Origin of the sequence: Cyanobium sp. Morenito 9A2 (assembly GCF_024345575.1) — a bacterium.
In the GTDB taxonomy this organism is placed as follows: Bacteria; Cyanobacteriota; Cyanobacteriia; order PCC-6307; family Cyanobiaceae; genus ATX-6F1.
This window is the reverse complement of sequence record NZ_JAGQBJ010000001.1, coordinates 481,246-497,199: the sequence shown is the minus strand read 5'-3', so window position 1 is coordinate 497,199 and position 15,954 is coordinate 481,246. Positions and strand designations below refer to the sequence as shown.

General features: G+C 65.9%; 16 protein-coding genes and 1 pseudogene. 6 read left to right on the top strand and 11 right to left on the bottom strand.

Annotation, left to right across the window (positions count from 1 at the left end; all coding sequences use genetic code 11):
• Positions 1-25: 25 nt before the first annotated feature.
• The 5 genes from KBY88_RS02625 to KBY88_RS02605 are packed head-to-tail and all read right to left on the bottom strand — an operon-like array spanning position 26 to position 5,178.
• The gene (locus KBY88_RS02625; RefSeq protein ID WP_254938321.1) at positions 26-703 is read right to left on the bottom strand and encodes a GDSL-type esterase/lipase family protein; all 678 of its coding nucleotides are present in this window, start codon (positions 701-703) and stop codon (positions 26-28) included.
• A complete protein-coding gene (locus tag KBY88_RS02620) occupies positions 694-2,202 on the bottom strand; it encodes a PhnE/PtxC family ABC transporter permease (RefSeq protein WP_254938509.1) in 1,509 nt (502 codons plus the stop codon). The genes KBY88_RS02625 and KBY88_RS02620 overlap by 10 nt, the downstream gene beginning before the upstream one ends.
• Before the next feature lie 47 nt (positions 2,203-2,249).
• A complete protein-coding gene (locus tag KBY88_RS02615) occupies positions 2,250-2,996 on the bottom strand; it encodes an ATP-binding cassette domain-containing protein (RefSeq protein ID WP_254938320.1) in 747 nt (248 codons plus the stop codon).
• Positions 2,997-3,009: 13 nt separating this feature from the next.
• Entirely contained in the window at positions 3,010-3,969 is a 960-nt protein-coding gene (locus KBY88_RS02610; RefSeq protein WP_254938319.1) for a putative selenate ABC transporter substrate-binding protein, read from the bottom strand.
• A gap of 30 nt (positions 3,970-3,999) precedes the next feature.
• Positions 4,000-5,178, bottom strand: coding sequence for a pyridoxal phosphate-dependent aminotransferase (locus tag KBY88_RS02605; protein WP_254938318.1), 1,179 nt, complete (start codon positions 5,176-5,178; stop codon positions 4,000-4,002).
• Between the two features lie 120 nt (positions 5,179-5,298).
• On the opposite strand from KBY88_RS02605, the gene KBY88_RS02600 reads away from it, so the two are divergent.
• From KBY88_RS02600 to KBY88_RS02590, 3 genes are all read left to right on the top strand, one after another.
• A complete protein-coding gene (locus tag KBY88_RS02600; RefSeq protein WP_254938317.1) occupies positions 5,299-5,913 on the top strand; it encodes a uracil-DNA glycosylase in 615 nt (204 codons plus the stop codon).
• A 45-nt stretch (positions 5,914-5,958) separates the two neighbouring features.
• Positions 5,959-7,230 carry a (E)-4-hydroxy-3-methylbut-2-enyl-diphosphate synthase gene (gene ispG / locus KBY88_RS02595; RefSeq protein ID WP_254938316.1) on the top strand — a complete coding sequence of 424 codons (1,272 nt, stop codon included), beginning with the start codon at positions 5,959-5,961 and terminating at the stop codon, positions 7,228-7,230.
• A 153-nt stretch (positions 7,231-7,383) separates the two neighbouring features.
• Positions 7,384-8,718 carry a S41 family peptidase gene (locus KBY88_RS02590; RefSeq protein WP_254938315.1) on the top strand — a complete coding sequence of 445 codons (1,335 nt, stop codon included), beginning with the start codon at positions 7,384-7,386 and terminating at the stop codon, positions 8,716-8,718.
• Between the two features lie 39 nt (positions 8,719-8,757).
• On the opposite strand, the gene KBY88_RS02585 is transcribed toward KBY88_RS02590, so the two are convergent.
• The 5 genes and pseudogenes from KBY88_RS02585 to KBY88_RS02565 all read right to left on the bottom strand — a co-directional run.
• On the bottom strand, positions 8,758-9,288 hold the full coding sequence (locus KBY88_RS02585) for a hypothetical protein (RefSeq protein WP_254938314.1): 531 nt from the start codon (positions 9,286-9,288) through the stop codon (positions 8,758-8,760).
• Positions 9,285-9,839, bottom strand: coding sequence for a hypothetical protein (locus KBY88_RS02580; RefSeq protein ID WP_254938313.1), 555 nt, complete (start codon positions 9,837-9,839; stop codon positions 9,285-9,287). Before KBY88_RS02580 ends, KBY88_RS02585 begins: the two co-directional genes overlap by 4 nt.
• A 100-nt stretch (positions 9,840-9,939) precedes the next feature.
• On the bottom strand, positions 9,940-10,116 hold the full coding sequence (locus KBY88_RS02575) for a hypothetical protein (RefSeq protein ID WP_254938312.1): 177 nt from the start codon (positions 10,114-10,116) through the stop codon (positions 9,940-9,942).
• A 179-nt stretch (positions 10,117-10,295) separates the two neighbouring features.
• On the bottom strand, positions 10,296-11,051 hold the full coding sequence (locus KBY88_RS02570) for an Ig-like domain-containing protein (RefSeq protein WP_254938508.1): 756 nt from the start codon (positions 11,049-11,051) through the stop codon (positions 10,296-10,298).
• A gap of 728 nt (positions 11,052-11,779) precedes the next feature.
• Positions 11,780-14,389 (bottom strand): annotated as a pseudogene (locus tag KBY88_RS02565) (Calx-beta domain-containing protein); the annotation flags it as partial.
• 336 nt (positions 14,390-14,725) lie between these two features.
• On the opposite strand from KBY88_RS02565, the gene KBY88_RS02560 reads away from it, so the two are divergent.
• From KBY88_RS02560 to KBY88_RS02550, 3 genes are all read left to right on the top strand, one after another.
• The gene (locus tag KBY88_RS02560) at positions 14,726-14,866 is read left to right on the top strand and encodes a hypothetical protein (protein ID WP_254938311.1); all 141 of its coding nucleotides are present in this window, start codon (positions 14,726-14,728) and stop codon (positions 14,864-14,866) included.
• 163 nt (positions 14,867-15,029) lie between these two features.
• A complete protein-coding gene (locus KBY88_RS02555; RefSeq protein ID WP_254938310.1) occupies positions 15,030-15,188 on the top strand; it encodes a hypothetical protein in 159 nt (52 codons plus the stop codon).
• Positions 15,189-15,302: 114 nt separating this feature from the next.
• Entirely contained in the window at positions 15,303-15,665 is a 363-nt protein-coding gene (locus KBY88_RS02550) for a hypothetical protein (protein ID WP_254938309.1), read from the top strand.
• Between the two features lie 49 nt (positions 15,666-15,714).
• Here KBY88_RS02550 and KBY88_RS02545 read toward each other — a convergent pair whose 3' ends face one another.
• Positions 15,715-15,918 (bottom strand): hypothetical protein, encoded by a 204-nt coding sequence (locus KBY88_RS02545; RefSeq protein WP_254938308.1) that lies wholly within the window; start codon positions 15,916-15,918, stop codon positions 15,715-15,717.
• Between the last annotated feature and the right edge of the window lie 36 nt (positions 15,919-15,954).

Sequence of the window (15,954 nt, the reverse complement as noted above, 5' to 3'; positions counted from 1 at the left end):
GCCAGCCACCAGCGACGGAAACCCCTCAGACCGCCGGCGTGCGCAGGTGCAGGGGTTCGAGATCGGCCCAGCGCAGCAGGGCGGGCCAGGCCTTCACACGCTCATAGACGCGGCGATGGCCCTCGCCGTTGAGGTGCACCCCATCGCTGCAGAGCCATTGCAGCCACTGACGCTCGCCTGTGAAGCTCTCCAGCAGGGGCAGGAAGGGCACGTCCGCTTCCAGGCAGGCCTCCTCCAGCAGGCCCTCGTAGTGGCGCACGGTCTCCAGGTCGTACCAGAGGCAGTCGGCGAAGGGCATCACCGCCCCATCCACCGGGGTGAGACCGAGCACCAGCACCGGTGCCCCAGCGGTCGCCTCCCGAAGCAATTGCTGCATCCCGAAGAGGAAGGCGTCGGGGGCCAGTTGGTGGCGACCATCGGCGCGGCCGACCCGGGCGGTGTCATTGAGACCGATCGAGAGCAGCACCCCCTGGGGGGTCTGGCGCCTGAGCTCGCCGCGTCTTCCCACCTCCCCCAGCCTCGCCGCCAGGCGCTCGAGGCCATCGCCGCGCACCCCCAGGTTGTAGAGCACGGGCCCTGCCGGCAGACCCATCCAGTGGCGCCTCAGCCGTTCGCACCAGCCCCCCTCCTCAGGGTCCCCCCAGCCGTAGACGCCGCTGTCCCCCAGCACCACCAGCTTGCGGGGAATGGGGCTCAAGGACATCGAAGCAGACGCCTCCGGGCGCGGTCGCTGAGATCTTCCCCCACCAGGGTGAGCAGGGCATAGACCGCCATCAGGGCGAGCAACTGGTCCCAGGCGAACGAACTGAGGGCCTCCAACAGGGCGGTGCCCAGCCCGGCGGCTCCCACCAGCCCGACCACCACTGTCTCGCGCAGGATCACATCACTGCGGTAGGCGCCATAGGCCAGGTAGGAGCGGGCCAGGGCGCTGTAACGGCCATGGAGCAAGGCCAGCCTGGGGCCGGTGCCGGCCACCGCGAGCGCCTGTTCGGCGCCCTCCGGGGCCGCCTCGGCCGCCTCCAGCAGCAATCGTCCCAGGATGCCGAGATTGTGGAAGCCCAGGGCCAGGGCGGCCGTCACCAGACCGGGTTTGAGCGCAAACAGCAACAAAAGGGCCGTGAGTGGTGGCGGCCACAGACGCCCCAGGGCCCAGACCAGCTGCAGCAGCACCCGTCCCCAGGGCCAGGGGGCCACCAGCAGCAGCAGCAGCGGCGCCAGGCCCACCGCCAGGGCCGCGGCCAGCAGGGTGAGCCCCAGGGTCTGGCCCACCAGGCTCGCCCAGGGCAGGGCCAGCACCTCCGCCGGCCGCAGGCTGGTGCCCCAATTCGGCAGGGGATTCCAGTGCAGCAGAACCATGGGATCGACCCCGATGGCCCGGGCCTGCAGCAGCAGCAAGGGCAACAGCAGCAGGATGAGAAAGGCGATCTCACGGCCGCGCCGACCCACCCCCGAAGCTCCGGCGCCGAAGCGGTTGGGGAGGCACCAACGGCGGCGCAGCAGGCGCACCAGACCCTCCAGCACCAGCATGGTCGCGAGCAGGAGCCAAAGACCGCTCCAGAGCTCGTTGAACTGGAGCGACTGCAGGGTCAGGCGTAGATCGGTGCCCAGGCCCCCCAGACCAAACACCCCCAGAAGGGTGGCGCTGCGTAGGGCGCATTCCAGCCGGTAGCCCCCGTAGCTGATCACCCCCGGCAGCAGAGCGGGCCCCAGGGCCGTGAGCAGGGCCGGACCCGCTGGCGCCCCGGCCGCGCGCAGGGCCTCCAGGCGCGCACCGGGCAGGGCATCGAGCTGGTCGGCCACCACCCGCGCCACCAGGGCGCCGAAGGGCAGGGCGATCGCCAGCACCGCCACGGCGGGCTGCAGCCCCAGCAGCTGCAGCAGCAGCAGACCCCAGAGCAGTTCATGGATCGAGCGGGGGAGCGCCAGCAGCCGGCGGATCAGTTCCGCCGGCCAACGGAGGCCCCAGGCGGTGGCCCAGAGCGTGCGGGAGCTGAGCAGGCCCGCCCCCAGCCCGAGGGCGAGGCTCAAGGCCCAACCCAGCAGGGCGATCGCCACGGTGACCCCCAGACCCGAGAGGGCCGATCCCAGCACCAACGGATCCAGGGAGGGATGCAACGCCGCCAGGAGGAACTGAGCGATCAGGTCCCAACCGCCCCCGTGCACCAGGAAGGGCAGAGCCACCAGCACGGGCACCAGGGCCATGGCCGGCAGCAACAGCAGCAGCGGCGGGGCCGGCCGCAGGGGGCTGATCACGGCCCCTCGGCGTAGAGCTGGGCGAGGGTGTCGGCCTGGAGATCAGCGACGGGACCATCGAAGAGCAGGCGGCCCTGGCGCAGGCCGATCACCCGGTCGAAACCGGCCAGCAGGTCGGGGCGGTGCAGGCTGAGCAGCAGGGCCCGGGGGGCCTCCGCCTGGCGCAGGAGCAACTCCAGCAACTCCGTGGCCAGCCGTGGGTCAAGGCTGGCCAGGGGTTCATCGGCCAGCAGCAGCAACGGCTCCTGACGGAGCAGCCGGGCCAGGGCCACCCGCTGGCGCTGACCGCCGGAGAGGGCCGTCACCGGCTGGCCCAGCAGCGCCGGCTCCAGTTCAACCCGCTCCAGGGCGGCGGCACAGGCGGCCGTCTCGACCGGCACCAGCAGATTGAGCAGGGCCCGGGGCCAGCCCCACACCGCCAGCCGGGCGGCGTTGAGGTTCTGCTGAACGCTGAGCTCCTCGATTAGACGCAGGTCCTGCCAGAGGGTGCCGATGCGCGCCTGCTGGCGCCGGCTCAGGCGACGGGAGCGCGAGCGGGGTTGGCCCTCCCAGAGCACCCGGCCGAACTCAGGCACCAGGAGACCATTGGCCACCGCCAGCAGCGTGCTCTTGCCGGCACCGCTGGCTCCGAGCAGGGCGACCCGCTCGCCGGCCTCGAGGCGCAGGGAAACATCACAGAGGCGGGGCTGCTGCCGGCCGGGCACCTGGATCCCCGTGAGTTCCAGAACAGGGGACAGGTTCATCGCAGGGGGGGGCTCAGCGGATCTTGCCGATCTCCCGGCCCACCTTCTCGATCGTGGCGTACTGATCGGCCTTGGCCGGCACGAACTGCTGGGCGCCGAACAGCTCCAGGATCGGGGCCTGGCTGGGGTTGGTGCGCCGCAGGGACACCAGGGCCGCCGTGATCCGATCGGTGGTCCCCTTCCCGAAACGCGTGTCCAGATCACCCTGGGCAATCCAGTGGTAGTCGGGATAGCCGGGCGTGCGCCAGATCGCGATCACCTTGCTGCGATCGACCTTGCGGTCATGCAGGCTGCTCTTCCAGACCTGTTCATTGACGGCGCCGGCGTCGTAGGCGCCGCTCTGCACCAGGGCGATGGTGGCGTCATGGCTGCCGCTGAAGCCCGGGGCGCCGCCGCTGAAATCCGTGAGCTTCACACCCGCCTTCGCCAGAAACACCTGGGGCATCAGCCGGCCGGAGGTGGAGCTCTCGGAGCCGAAGGTGAAGCGCTTGCCCTTCAATTGGCTGAGACCCTTCACATTGAGCACCGGCTTGAGGCCGCTGCGGGCGTTGGCGATGAAGACGCTGTGGAACTGCACGTCGATGTCCCGCTGGGCCAGCACCCGGGCGCCGGGCTTCTGGAGGCGGGCCTGCACGCCGGTGAGGCCACCGAACCAGACCAGGTCCAGATCGCCCGTGCGAAACGCTGTCACGGCGGCGGCGTAGTCGGTCACGGGCACGTATCTGACCTTGAAACCCAACTGGCGACTTAGCTCATTGGACAAAAGCCCATAGAGCCGATTCAGCTTCTCCGGCTTCTGGTCAGGGATGGCACCGATGCGCAGAACCCGGTTGGTGGCGGGGGTGGGATTGACAGCCTTGACCTGGGCCTGGGCCCGGCTGATCAGGCCGCCGCAAACGGTTGTCGCGGCCGCCGCCGTGAACACCAGGCTCAAGCTGGCGCAGGCCAGGGCCCGGGGTTGTCGAATGCGCATCGGGGCTGGGGTGAAGGGGGGGGGGTGAGGTCAGAGGCTGGCCAGAAAACGCTCGAGCCGCTCGAGGCCATCGCTGATCGTGGCAGGGGAAGCGGCGCAGGAGAGGCGGATGCAACGGTCGTCGCCAAAGACCACCCCTGGCACCACCGCCAGACCCTCCTGCTCCAGCAAACGATTGCTGAAGGCCATGGAATCGAGCCCGTAGGAGCTCACATCCGGGAAGGCGTAGAAGGCGCCCGAGGGGGGGGTGAGGGTCAGCCCGGCCATCGACTGCAGGCCGGCTGTGAGCAGGGCGCGGCGCTGGTTGAACTGCTCGGCCATGGCCCAGACGCAATCCCGGGGGCCGCTGACCGCCGCCAGGGCGCCGTACTGGGCAAAGCTGCAGACGTTGCTGGTGCTCTGGCTCTGCAACGCGCTGGCGGCGGCCACCACCGCCTGGGGACCTGCCAGGTAACCGATCCGCCACCCCGTCATGGCCCAGCCCTTGGCGAAACCGTTGACGATGAACACCCGATCGAGCAAGTCCGGCGCCACCGCCCCGAAGCTGTGGTGCTGCTGGCCAGGGGTCAGCAGGAATTCGTAGATCTCATCGCAGACCACCGCCACCTGGGGATGGCGGCGCAACACCGCGGCGATCGCCTCGAGCTCGCTGCGGCTGAGCACGGCACCGGTGGGGTTGCCGGGGCTGTTGAGCACCAGCAGCTTGCTCGCGGGGGTGATCGCCGCCTCCAGTTGGGCGGCGTCGAGGCAGAACCCCTCGGCGGCGGCACTGGGCAGCCGCCGCACCGAGGCACCCGCCAGCTGGGCCATCTCCGGGTAGCTGAGCCAGAAGGGTGAGGGCAGCAGCAGCTCATCGCCCGGGCCGAGCAGCACCTGAAACAGGTTGTAGAGCGCCTGCTTGCCGCCGTTGGTGACGAGCACCTGGGCGGCCTCGGTGGGCACACCGTTTTCGCCCGTGAGCTTGGCGGCGATGGCCTCGCGCAGGTCCGGCTCACCGGCCGCCGGGCCGTAGCGCGTGTGACCGGCTTCCAGGGCCGCCGTGGCCGCCTGACGAATGAATGCCGGGGTGTCGAAGTCGGGCTCTCCAGCGCTCAGGCTGCAGATGTTCTGGCCGTCGGCGCGCAGTTGCTTGGCGCGGGCGGCGATTGCCAGGGTCAGGGAGGGCTGCAGAGCTTCAGCCCGTGCAGAGAGCCGCAACGGGCGCCGCATCGCAAACAGCACTCCACCGCAGGAGCGCCTGGGAAAAAGACATCCTGCCCCATACCCTGCCCCCCATCGGTGCAGGTCGGGCTTTTCGCTACGGCACCATGCACTCCCCGGCAGGGATGGATGGCCCTCGCTCACAACCCCGAGAAGGCCCTGCGCACCGACTGCGCCGGCTGCCGTCGCTGTCCCCTGGCCGAAGGGCGCCAGCAGGTGGTGCTCAGCCGGGGCAATCCCTCCGCCCGACTGATGCTGATCGGCGAAGCCCCCGGCGCCCAGGAGGACGCCAGCGGCCTGCCCTTCGTGGGCCGCTCCGGCCAGCTTCTTGAGGCTCTGTTGGTGGCCGCCGGCCTCGACAGTGCCCAGGACACCTACATCTGCAACGTGGTCAAGTGCCGTCCGCCGGGCAACCGAAAGCCCACGGCGGCGGAGCTGGCGGCCTGCCGGCCCTGGCTGGACCGGCAGGTGGAGCTGGTGGACCCTGCCCTGGTGCTGCTGCTGGGGGCGAGTGCCCTCGACGGGGTGCTGGGGATCAAAGGCGGCATCACCCGCCTGCGGGGCCAGTGGCGCCCCTGGGGATCGCGCTGGGTGATGCCCCTGCTGCACCCCAGTTACCTGCTGCGCTTCGGCTCGATCGAACCGGGCTCCCCCCGGGCGCTCACCGCCGCCGACCTGCGGGCGGTGCACGCCCGACTGAAGCGCCTGGATGACCTCGCCCCACCGCTGGATTCAGGCGGTTGAACCCCGCTTGTGACAGGCTTGGTCCCAGCTCCCCGGCCCCGCGCGATGACCGGCACCCTGGCCCGTCCCGACACCTCCTACCCAGGCGGCACCCCTGGCGGCAGCCCAGATGGCCGCCCCCGTGATTGGGCCAATGACCCCCGTTACGCCACGGTGATCACCCGCCGCAAGACCCGCAGTGTGCGGGTGGGTGATGTGTGGGTGGGCAGCGAGCACCCGGTGGTGGTGCAGTCAATGATCAACGAAGACACCCTCGACATCGCCGGCGCCACCGCCGGCATCCGCCGCCTGCACGAAGCCGGCTGCGAGATCGTGCGGCTCACGGTGCCGAGCCTGGGCCATGCCCGGGCGGTGGGGGAGATCCGCCAGCGCCTCGAAGACAGCTACCGCCCCGTGCCCCTGGTGGCCGATGTGCACCACAACGGCCTGAAGATCGCCCTGGAGGTGGCCCAGCACGTCGACAAGGTGCGGATCAACCCGGGCCTGTATGTGTTCGACAAGCCCGACCCCAACCGCACCGAGTTCACGCCTGAGGAAGTGGCGACGATCGGTGAACGCATCCAGTCCACGCTCGAACCGCTGGTGAGCCTGCTCAAGGAGCAGGACAAGGCCCTGCGCATCGGCGTCAACCACGGCTCCCTGGCCGAGCGCATGCTGTTCACCTACGGCGACACCCCCCTGGGGATGGTGGAGAGCGCCATGGAGTTCATCCAGATCTGCGATCGCCTCGACTTCCACAACATCGTGGTCTCGATGAAGGCCTCGCGGGCGCCGGTGATGCTGGCCGCCTACCGGATGATGGCCGACCGCATGGACAGCGAAGGCTTCCGTTACCCCCTGCACCTGGGTGTGACAGAAGCGGGTGACGGCGACTACGGCCGCATCAAGAGCACCGCCGGCATCGCCACCCTGCTGGCCGAGGGCCTGGGGGACACGATCCGCGTCTCGCTCACCGAGGCGCCCGAGAAGGAGATCCCGGTCTGTTATTCGATCCTGCAGGCCCTGGGCCTCAGGAAAACGATGGTGGAGTACGTGGCCTGCCCCAGCTGCGGCCGCACCCTGTTCAACCTCGAGGAGGTGCTGCACGTGGTGCGCAACGCCACGGCCCACCTCACCGGCCTCGACATCGCCGTGATGGGCTGCATCGTCAACGGACCTGGTGAAATGGCCGATGCGGACTACGGCTACGTGGGCAAAACCCCTGGCACCATCTCCCTCTACCGTGGCCGTGACGAGATCCGCCGGGTGCCGGAGGCTGAGGGTGTCGAGGCGCTCATCGCTCTGATCAAGGAGGACGGCCGCTGGGTCGATCCCTGAGCTCGAGGGCCTGCGCCTCCCGGTCACGACCGAGACGTTTCAGCGGACACATTCAGTCGGGGACTCCGCACAGGATTCGGCTCTACGACCACGACAGCCCCCGGGACGGGGACTAGCTTGAGTTCATCTCAAAGGCTCAGGAGCCGGCGCACGATGGCCAAAGGTCGCACCACCCTTTTCGTGCTGGCCGGAGTGGGCGCCTTCGCCGCCACCGCCCTGGTCGGAGGCCGCAGCTTCGTCCCCCCCAGCCTGGCCAGCCTCATCAATGACAGCCCCAAGGAGGTGATGGACCAGGCGTGGCAAATCGTCTTCCGCGATTACCTGGACACCACGGGGAAATACACCCCGGAACAATGGCGCAAGTTGCGACGTGATCTGCTGGCCAAGAGCTACGGCAACACCAAAGACAGCTACGAGGCGATCCGGGGGATGCTCCAGACCCTCGACGATCCCTATACGCGTTTCCTTGATCCGCGCGAGTTCAAGGAGATGCAGATCGACACCTCCGGAGAACTCTCCGGGGTGGGCATCCAACTGAGTCTTGACAAGGAAACCAAGGAATTGGTGGTGGTCTCGCCCATCGACGGCTCCCCGGCGTCCCGGGCTGGTGTGCAGCCCAAGGACGTGATCGTTTCGATCGACGGAAAGAGCACCAAGGGCATGAGCACCGAGGACGCGGTCAAGCTGATCCGCGGCCAGGCCGGCACCAAGGTGACGATCCAGCTGCGGCGCAAGGGGCAGCTGATCGACACACCGCTGATGCGCGAGCGCATCGAATTGCACGCCGTCGAGCACCAGATCAACACGGCCCCCGATGGCAGCAAGGTGGGCTACATCCGCCTCAAACAATTCAACGCCAACGCCGCCAAGGACATGGCCGCGGCGGTCAAGGACCTGGAGAGCAAAGGGGTGTCGGGGTACGTGCTCGACCTGCGCAGCAATCCCGGTGGGCTGCTGATGGCCAGCATCGCCATCGCTCGGCAGTGGATTGATGAGGGGATCATCGTCTCCACCAAGACCCGCGACGGCATCCAGGACATCAAGCGCGCCAATGGCCGCGCCCTCACCAAGCGCCCCCTGGTGATCCTGGTGAACGAGGGCTCCGCCAGCGCCAGTGAGATCCTCTCCGGCGCCCTTCAGGACAACAAGCGGGCGGTGCTGGTGGGTCAGAAGACCTTCGGCAAGGGGCTGGTTCAATCGGTGCGCGGCCTCTCCGATGGCTCCGGCATGACGGTCACGATCGCCAAGTACCTCACCCCCAGCGGCCGCGACATCCACCACCACGGCATCGCTCCGGATGTGTCCGCCAAGCTCAGCGAAGCCGACGCCCAGAAGCTCAAGCTCGAGGACATCGGCACGCGCAAGGACAGCCAGTACCGGGCGGCGGAAACCACCCTGCTCAAGCAGGTGCTTGCGGCCGGTGGCAACGCCAGGAAGATCTACAACCCCACCAGCGCCAACCTGCCCGAGGCCCTGGGCATCAAGTAGGTCGCGGGTCGCTTCGCCAGCCGAGCCCCTTGCTTCCGCTCAGCGGTATGGCGCCAGGCCGAATCCCTCGTTTTCACTCAGGCTGCCCCCCTGGCTGGGGTTGAGACCTGGGTCATGGCCGGGATTGCCGTCCCAGGAGGGCGCGGCGCCCGGTTGGGTGACGACGCGACTGCCGTTGCGCTGGAGCGCCGCCATCAGAGGGCGGCAGCCCCCGGCAGCGATGAGCATCTGATCCACCTGGCCGGGACCGATGCTGTTCGCCCAGTCGACTGGCCAGCCGCGCCGCCAGCCCTGCCGCTCGATCAACTGCTGGGCCTGTTCCGCGCCGATCATCCCCTCCTGGTGCAGGCAGCGCACCAGCGCCAGGGTCTGCACGGGCAAGGCCTGCAGCGGTTCCCCTCCCCGGCCTGAACCAGCGCCGTAGGCGCCCGGCCACGGCTGGAGGACGCCACCCGAACCGGCCCCGAATCCTGACCCCATCCCGAGTCCAAGGCCCGGAAGCAGACCACCCCCGAAGCCACTGAATGGGCCCAAGGCGCTCAGCAGCAGAGAAAGAATTGTGCTGTTCATGGCAGGGGAGGGGTGAAATGAGCGAGGCCTTGGGAGGGGCGCCGACCGCAATAGAGCTCAAACAGCTGGAGCACCTGCTCGGGGGGCAGCTGGGCTGTGTAGCGCGCTTCCAGCTCACTGAGGCGCTCCGTGGCCGGGTAGCTCTGGAGGGAGCGCCATTCCTCTGGCGAGGTCCGGGCCAGGGCCGTAAGCATCAACGGGCGGTGCCGCGGGTCCGTGATCGGCCCGCCCAGGCAGACCTGCATGCGATGGGTGGCTTCATGGGCCAGGGTGTTCCACACCGCCAACGGAGCGTCGTGCACCCTGCAGATCACGATGGTGTCGCTGGGCCGGTGGTATAGCCCCTGCAAGCCCTGCTGGCCGCAATTGCGCTGCACCACCTGCACCCCGTGGGCAGAAAGCTGCTGGCGGAGGCGATCAATGGCCCACCAGTGGTTGTCTGAGGCGGCTGCGGCCGTGATCGGAGCCAGCAGTGAAAGAACCAGAGCGAGCAACAGCTCCAAGGATCGTCTCCTGCAGCAGCGGCCCGGCAAGGCCGGCGGGCGTTCCATGGGCGGGGCTGGAGCGTTCCACCAGCTTGTGGCCACCAAGTGACCTTCAGAAGCGAGGGTGGCCGGGAAGATCCGACCGGATGTGTCCGGCCAACGGAGCTCAGGCGGCGCTGCCCACTGGCTGCATCAGGCCGCCGCCGGGGGTGGAATCGTCGTCATCGTTTTCACTGGCGCTCTGGAAGAGGGCAAACAAGGCAAGGGCCGCCATACTTGCCAGGGCGGAAACGAGGCTGAGGCTGCTGAAGGCGCCATCGGTACTCTGCAGCAACTCACCCATGGGAATTGTTGTGAACGGTTGTTGCCCGATTGTAACGGCATATTGCGCTTTCTGTGAGGGAGGGTGGGCTCCGTCGCGCCAGCCGACCTGGGACCGGCTGGCGACCAGAGGCCATCGATGCCTGTGCTGGCAGGGCGCTTGTGTTCAGCCCCTGCAGCCGGTCAGCGTTGGATGACGGCTCAGAACACCTGCAACGCCGACAGGCTGCCGCTGAACCCAGTGATCTCGAGGATGGAATCGGTGGCGGCGAAGAAGCCGGCAACGCCATCGTTGATCGCCAGGAAGGTGCGGGTGCCGGCCACTGGATCGGCGAAAGAGAAGGTGGCGGCGCCGCCGCTGGAGGTGGTGGTGAGGGCGGTGAAGCTGGTGGTCGTCAGCAGCGCCGCGATTGCCGCTGGGCTGAGCTCAGCCACCGACCCCAGAGCCACGGGGTTCACCGCCGCGGCCAGGGCGCGGGCGACCGGGGCGTCAATGCCGTCGAGGCCGGTGACCAGATCGCTGATCCGATCGATCGCTGTGCCCGCTGCGGTGGGGAGCAGGGCATGGCTCAGGGAGGTGAGCCGGAAGGTGTCACCGCCGGCCAGGCCAGTGAGGCGATCGACGGTGCTGGTGAAGGAGAGGATGTCGTTGGTGGAGCTCCCAGAAACGGCATTGATGGTGCGGAAGTCATAGGTGCTGGTGCCGGCGAACGGATTGCCGGCGGTGTCGACCAGGGAACCTGCTGGGAAAGTGAGGAAGTAGCGGGTGTTGGGCGCCAGGTTGCTGGTGGGATTGACCGTGACGGCCGAGCCGCTCAGGCTGATCCGAGTGCTCGTGGCGGCATCAAAACTTTCGGTGATCGGTCCAGCGGCCGATCCGACACGCAACTGAATGGTGCCCGTTCCGCGCTGGATGTCTTCTGAGAAGGTGAGGCGAATGTTGGCGGCTGACTCGATACCGATGGCCCCATCGAAGGGCGAAGACGAAACAATCGAGGGCGCGGTGGTATCGAGCGTGAAGCTGCGTGCGGCAGAAGCGGGGCCAAGATTGCCCGCGGCATCGGCGACGCGCGCGGTGATCGAATAACTGGTGCCGGGTGTGATGGGCAGGGTGGGGTGTAACTCCAGGTCTTGGCCGAGTTGTTGACGGTGGCGTTGCCCAACAGGGTGCTGCCATGGAAGAGGCGCAGGGTTTCGCCACTCACCAGGGCGACGGAGACAGTTCCGGTGATCGTGGGGGTCAGATCATCCGTGCGACCACCTGGGGCAACGGTGCCCTGAAGGAGCCCAGCGTTATCGCTGACGCTGGTGATCGCTGCGGTGGTGAGCGGCGCGGTGGTATCGAGCGTGAACCTGCGCGCCGTTGAGGCCACGCCAAGATTGCCGGCGGCATCGGCCACACGGGCGGTGATCGAATAACTGGTGCCGGTAGTGGCCGGCAGCGTGGGGGTGTAACTCCAGGTCTTGGCGGAGTTGTTGACGGTGGCATTCCCCAGCAGGACGGCGCCATTGAAGATCCGCAGGGTTTCGCCACTCACCAGGGCGACGGAGACAGTTCCGGTGATCGTGGGGGCCAGATCATCCGTGCGACCACTCGGGGCGACGGTGCCCTGGAGGAGCCCAGCGTTATCGCTGACGCTGGTGATCGCTGCGGTGGTGAGCGGCGCGGTGGCATCGAGCGTGAAGCGGCGCGCCGTTGACGCGGGGCCGGGGTTGCCGGCGGCATCGGCCACACGGGCGGTGATCGAATAACTGGTGCCGGGTGTGATGGGCAGGGTGGGGGTGTAGCTCCAGGTTCCAGTGGTGTTGTTGACCACTGCATTCCCCAGGAGGCTGGTTCCGTTAAAGATCCGAACGGATTCACCCGCCACAAGCGGCGCTGAAAAGGTGCCGGTGATCGTGGGGGTGCGATCGTCTGTGCGACCTGCGGGGGCGATCGCTCCTTGAATCAAGCCTGTGTTGTCGGTGATTCCCGCGATCGCGGCCAGAACAGCCCCACGTCCGACGAGAAGGGGAGGCGCGGACACTACTTCGGCAAAACCATCGCCATCGATGTAAGAGATATTGACTCGAACTTGTTTGCCAGCTTCGGCAAAACCAAGGAGCTGCGTGGGAGAATTGCTGCCGATGTTGACCCATGAATTCCCGTCGGCACTGGATTGCCAGAGGTAGCTAAAACTGCCATTCCCATCTGGGTCGTCTGAAGTTTTGGACGCTGTAAGGATCTGACCAACCGTTGGGGTGCCCGCAAGGGAGAAGGTGGCTTTGCCCTCGTTCACAATCTGCGGATCGTCGTTACCGATCGTGCCAACACCCTGCCCTTTGACGATGGAGGCATTGGAGGACCCACTTAAATTCACTGTGAATGTTTCATCGCTCTCGAAGGTGTTGTCACCAAAGATCTCAATACTGATCGATTTTGATGTTTCTCCCGGAGCGAAACTCAGGCTGCCACTGATTGCTCTGTAGTCACTGCCATCTGTGGCGGTTCCATTGGCCGTGCTGTAGCTCACGGCAACTGGGTCACCGAAAACAATATTGAGAGATACTGTAAAGACGAGGAATTGGGAACCTGAACTTCCTTCAATGATACCAACATCGTTGATGGAGAGGGTGCGGGGCGTATCGTCCGCTCCGATTCGGCCACCAGCTTTACCAAACAACAGATAGTTGTCTAGGGCGCCGCGATAGTTGTTGTCTCCATAGGCTGCTCGCACATCTTCATACTTGGCGAGATAAAACTTTGGATCGAATTCTGGAGAACCCCGGCGACCTTCATTGATGCCGTTGAAATACCAGTGCCGGGTGGCTTCCACCTCCTGATTGGCATTGTTGGTAACGGCCTTGACATCTGCGTTATTGGCCAGGTAATACCCAAGCTGAAAGGCTGTTGAATCCGTGATCCATTCGGATCCATACCAGCCACCGGGCTTGCCCCACTGGTAGTAGTGACTGATGGCACCACTGAAGTTCATCACCCCATAGGCTTGCTCCACATCCGGGTGAGCTGCCATGTAATAAATAGGGTCAAATTCAACCGAACCCCTGCGGCCAAAGTTCAGGCCCCACTCCAGCCAATGGCTGATGGCACCGGCGTAGTTGGTGGCGCCATAGGCATTGGCAACATCTTGAAATTGCTGAAGGTAATACTTTGGATTGAACACTAATGAGCCTTGCCGGCCTTCTGCTATGCCGAACTGAAGCCAATGTGATTTAGCACCTTCAATATTAGATGACCCATAAGCATTTCTGACATCGGCGTTGGCTGCGAGATAGTACGCTGGATCGAAGATGGGCAGCTTTAAGCGATCGTCAGTGCCTTCTGGTGTGGTCAACGGTGGAGTCGCTGATCCACCATCAAGTCGAATAAACTTTGCAGATGTGTAACGAGAAGTCCCAGGAGATATGTTTATTGATCTCCAAGTGCTTCCTGATGGGTAGTTCGCTTCAGTTACCACCAAGGTTCCATCAGCCAATACCTGCTCAACAAAGCCAACATGCCCTTCTGCATTTGTCCCGCCAGTAAATGGGTCCCATACAATAAATGAATTTGCAACGGGGGTCTTGCTCTGCACACCTGTGATATCATCCCAGAGACCCCCATGAGCAGGATAGGTGTTATTGAGGGCGTTGAATATGCTAAAATTTGCACTGTATAGACCTTTTTCTAGCGCTCTGCCATAAGCATATGTTGTGCATTGGAAACCATACTGTGCGGTGGTGCCTGAAAATCTGTTGCTAGTATAATTTGGCGTGTTTAGATTGACTCCAAAGTCGGATGGCACTGATTGCTCGATCTCTACTATTCTGCCGTCAATAAGTTGCAATAATGCGTGATCGTTATCTGAAATGGTTCGAATACACGCGATAGAAGAATCTTCTTTCTCAACGATCAATGCTGCAAACAACTCCCCCTCATCCCCCGGCGTATCACTGGCATTCAACAACCCATCCAGATGATGCCCCAGCTCCTCCGTGAGCACGGCAATCACCTGCTGCTCACTCGCCGATGCCAGCCAAGCCCCATTGAGATAAATCGTGCCCGTGCTGAGCGCATAGGCCCCCGCCGCCCCGGGCAGCACCGAGCCATCGAGCACCTCAATCGGCGGGAGACCGGCGAAATCGCCCGCGGCCCAGGCCGCGATCAGCCCGGTGAGCGCCGCGGGATCGGCTCCATCGGGGAGCCGCAGGGCGGTGCGGGCCGCGCTGCGCAGGCTGCCGTCGATCGACCAGGCCGTGAGCTGGGTTCTCCAGTCTTGAAGGAGCACTTCAAGGCTGGTGAGAGAAACGGCCATGGAGGGGCGAGCGCTGGCAATAGCTGACCATAGGGAAGGAGTAGGGGCTTCTGGCTAACGCTTTCACGCAACTTTCAGCTTCATCCCTGTATTTTCAGATTCACGTGTAGCGGCGACTACCAAGAGCCCAAGGGGTACGGCGTAAGTGCGGAACCCAACGACTCGCTCTCCCCTTCCTTGAGGCGGTCCGGTCATCGCCTGCGGCCACCGCCTTCCCTGTCACCCTGGCGAACCGATGCGCCGGGCTGATCTCGCCCTCAGCAGCTCGGGCAATGCCCAGGGAATCGAGCTGGATCTGCCCCGCCATGGCGTTCCCCCGTCACTTGAGCGGCCCGGTTGCTTCTGCTTGTCACCAACGTCTTCGCTGCGCTGATGCCGCCGGGGCTGGGCCGCTCCCTTGCGCTGGATGGCCTGGCCCCGCGCACCAGCAGCGAGGGTCCACCGATCGGATCGGCGTTGATCGAACCCTGGGCCTGAACTCCCCACCCGATCGAAGCGGCGCGCCCGTCCTGCCCTGAAGGCTCCGAGAATCACTAGCAGCCATTCTGGCAACGGCCATGGCCACCGGCTCGATCAGCCTGTCCCTGGAGGAGCCCTGCTGGCCGATCTCGATGCCCACAGCACCAACCGCTCGGCGGCGGTGAGCGAGGCGATCCGTCCATGGCTGCGGCCTCGGCACCTGGCGGAACTCCAGCAGGCCGGTGCCGATCTGAGCCAGCTCCAGGGGGGTGACCTGGAGGAAGCCACCGCGGATGGGGAGGCGATGGGCACCGAGGCGCTGGAGCGGCTCCATGCCTGAACGAGGGAGCCTCTAGCGCTGGCCCCGCCACCGCAGCTTTGGCGACAGGAAGGTCCGTCCGGTGCTGGTGATCTCGCCGGAGGCTGCCCATGGCGCCAGCACGCGCCGGGTGTGGTGCCACTGAGCCGTGATCCCCGCCTGGAGGGCCAGCTGCTGGCCGTGGCGTTGGAACCCAGCCCAGCGAATGGGCTGCAGCACCACGTCTATGCGATGACCTGGCATCCCACCACCGTGGACGGGACCAACCTCGATGGGCCGCTCGGGCGCCTCACGCCAGAGCAGTTGGCGATGGCGCTGGAACGGATCGCCACGGCCCTGGATCTGACCCTGCAGGAGCCGTGGTTGGAGGCCATACCGCTCACCAAGCAACTCCTCTTCAAGACCACCAGCCCCCCGCCTTCCGGGCCACGGCCTGCTCCGCCCGCTGGGCGTCGCTCAGGCCCTCGGCCGCCGGATGCTCGGATGAGCGGGGTGTGATCGTTCCTGGTGCTCGGGTAGCCAAGCCAGCTGGAGGGAAGGCAACGGTTCAGATGAATCCATGGCCACCTCCGTTCGCCCGGATCCCGCCTGGGAAGGACGACTTGAGCGTTGTTTGGCCCTGGAGACGGGCCGGACCAAAGCCTTTGATCTGCGAGAACCGATTGAGCAAGGCTTCGATGACCTGGAAGCTGTCTGCCTCGGTGCCCCTGCCTTGGACTTCCAGCGCCGAACTGGCCAGCCTGCCATCCATCCAGATCAACCCATGAACGACCTTGTCCTGGACGGG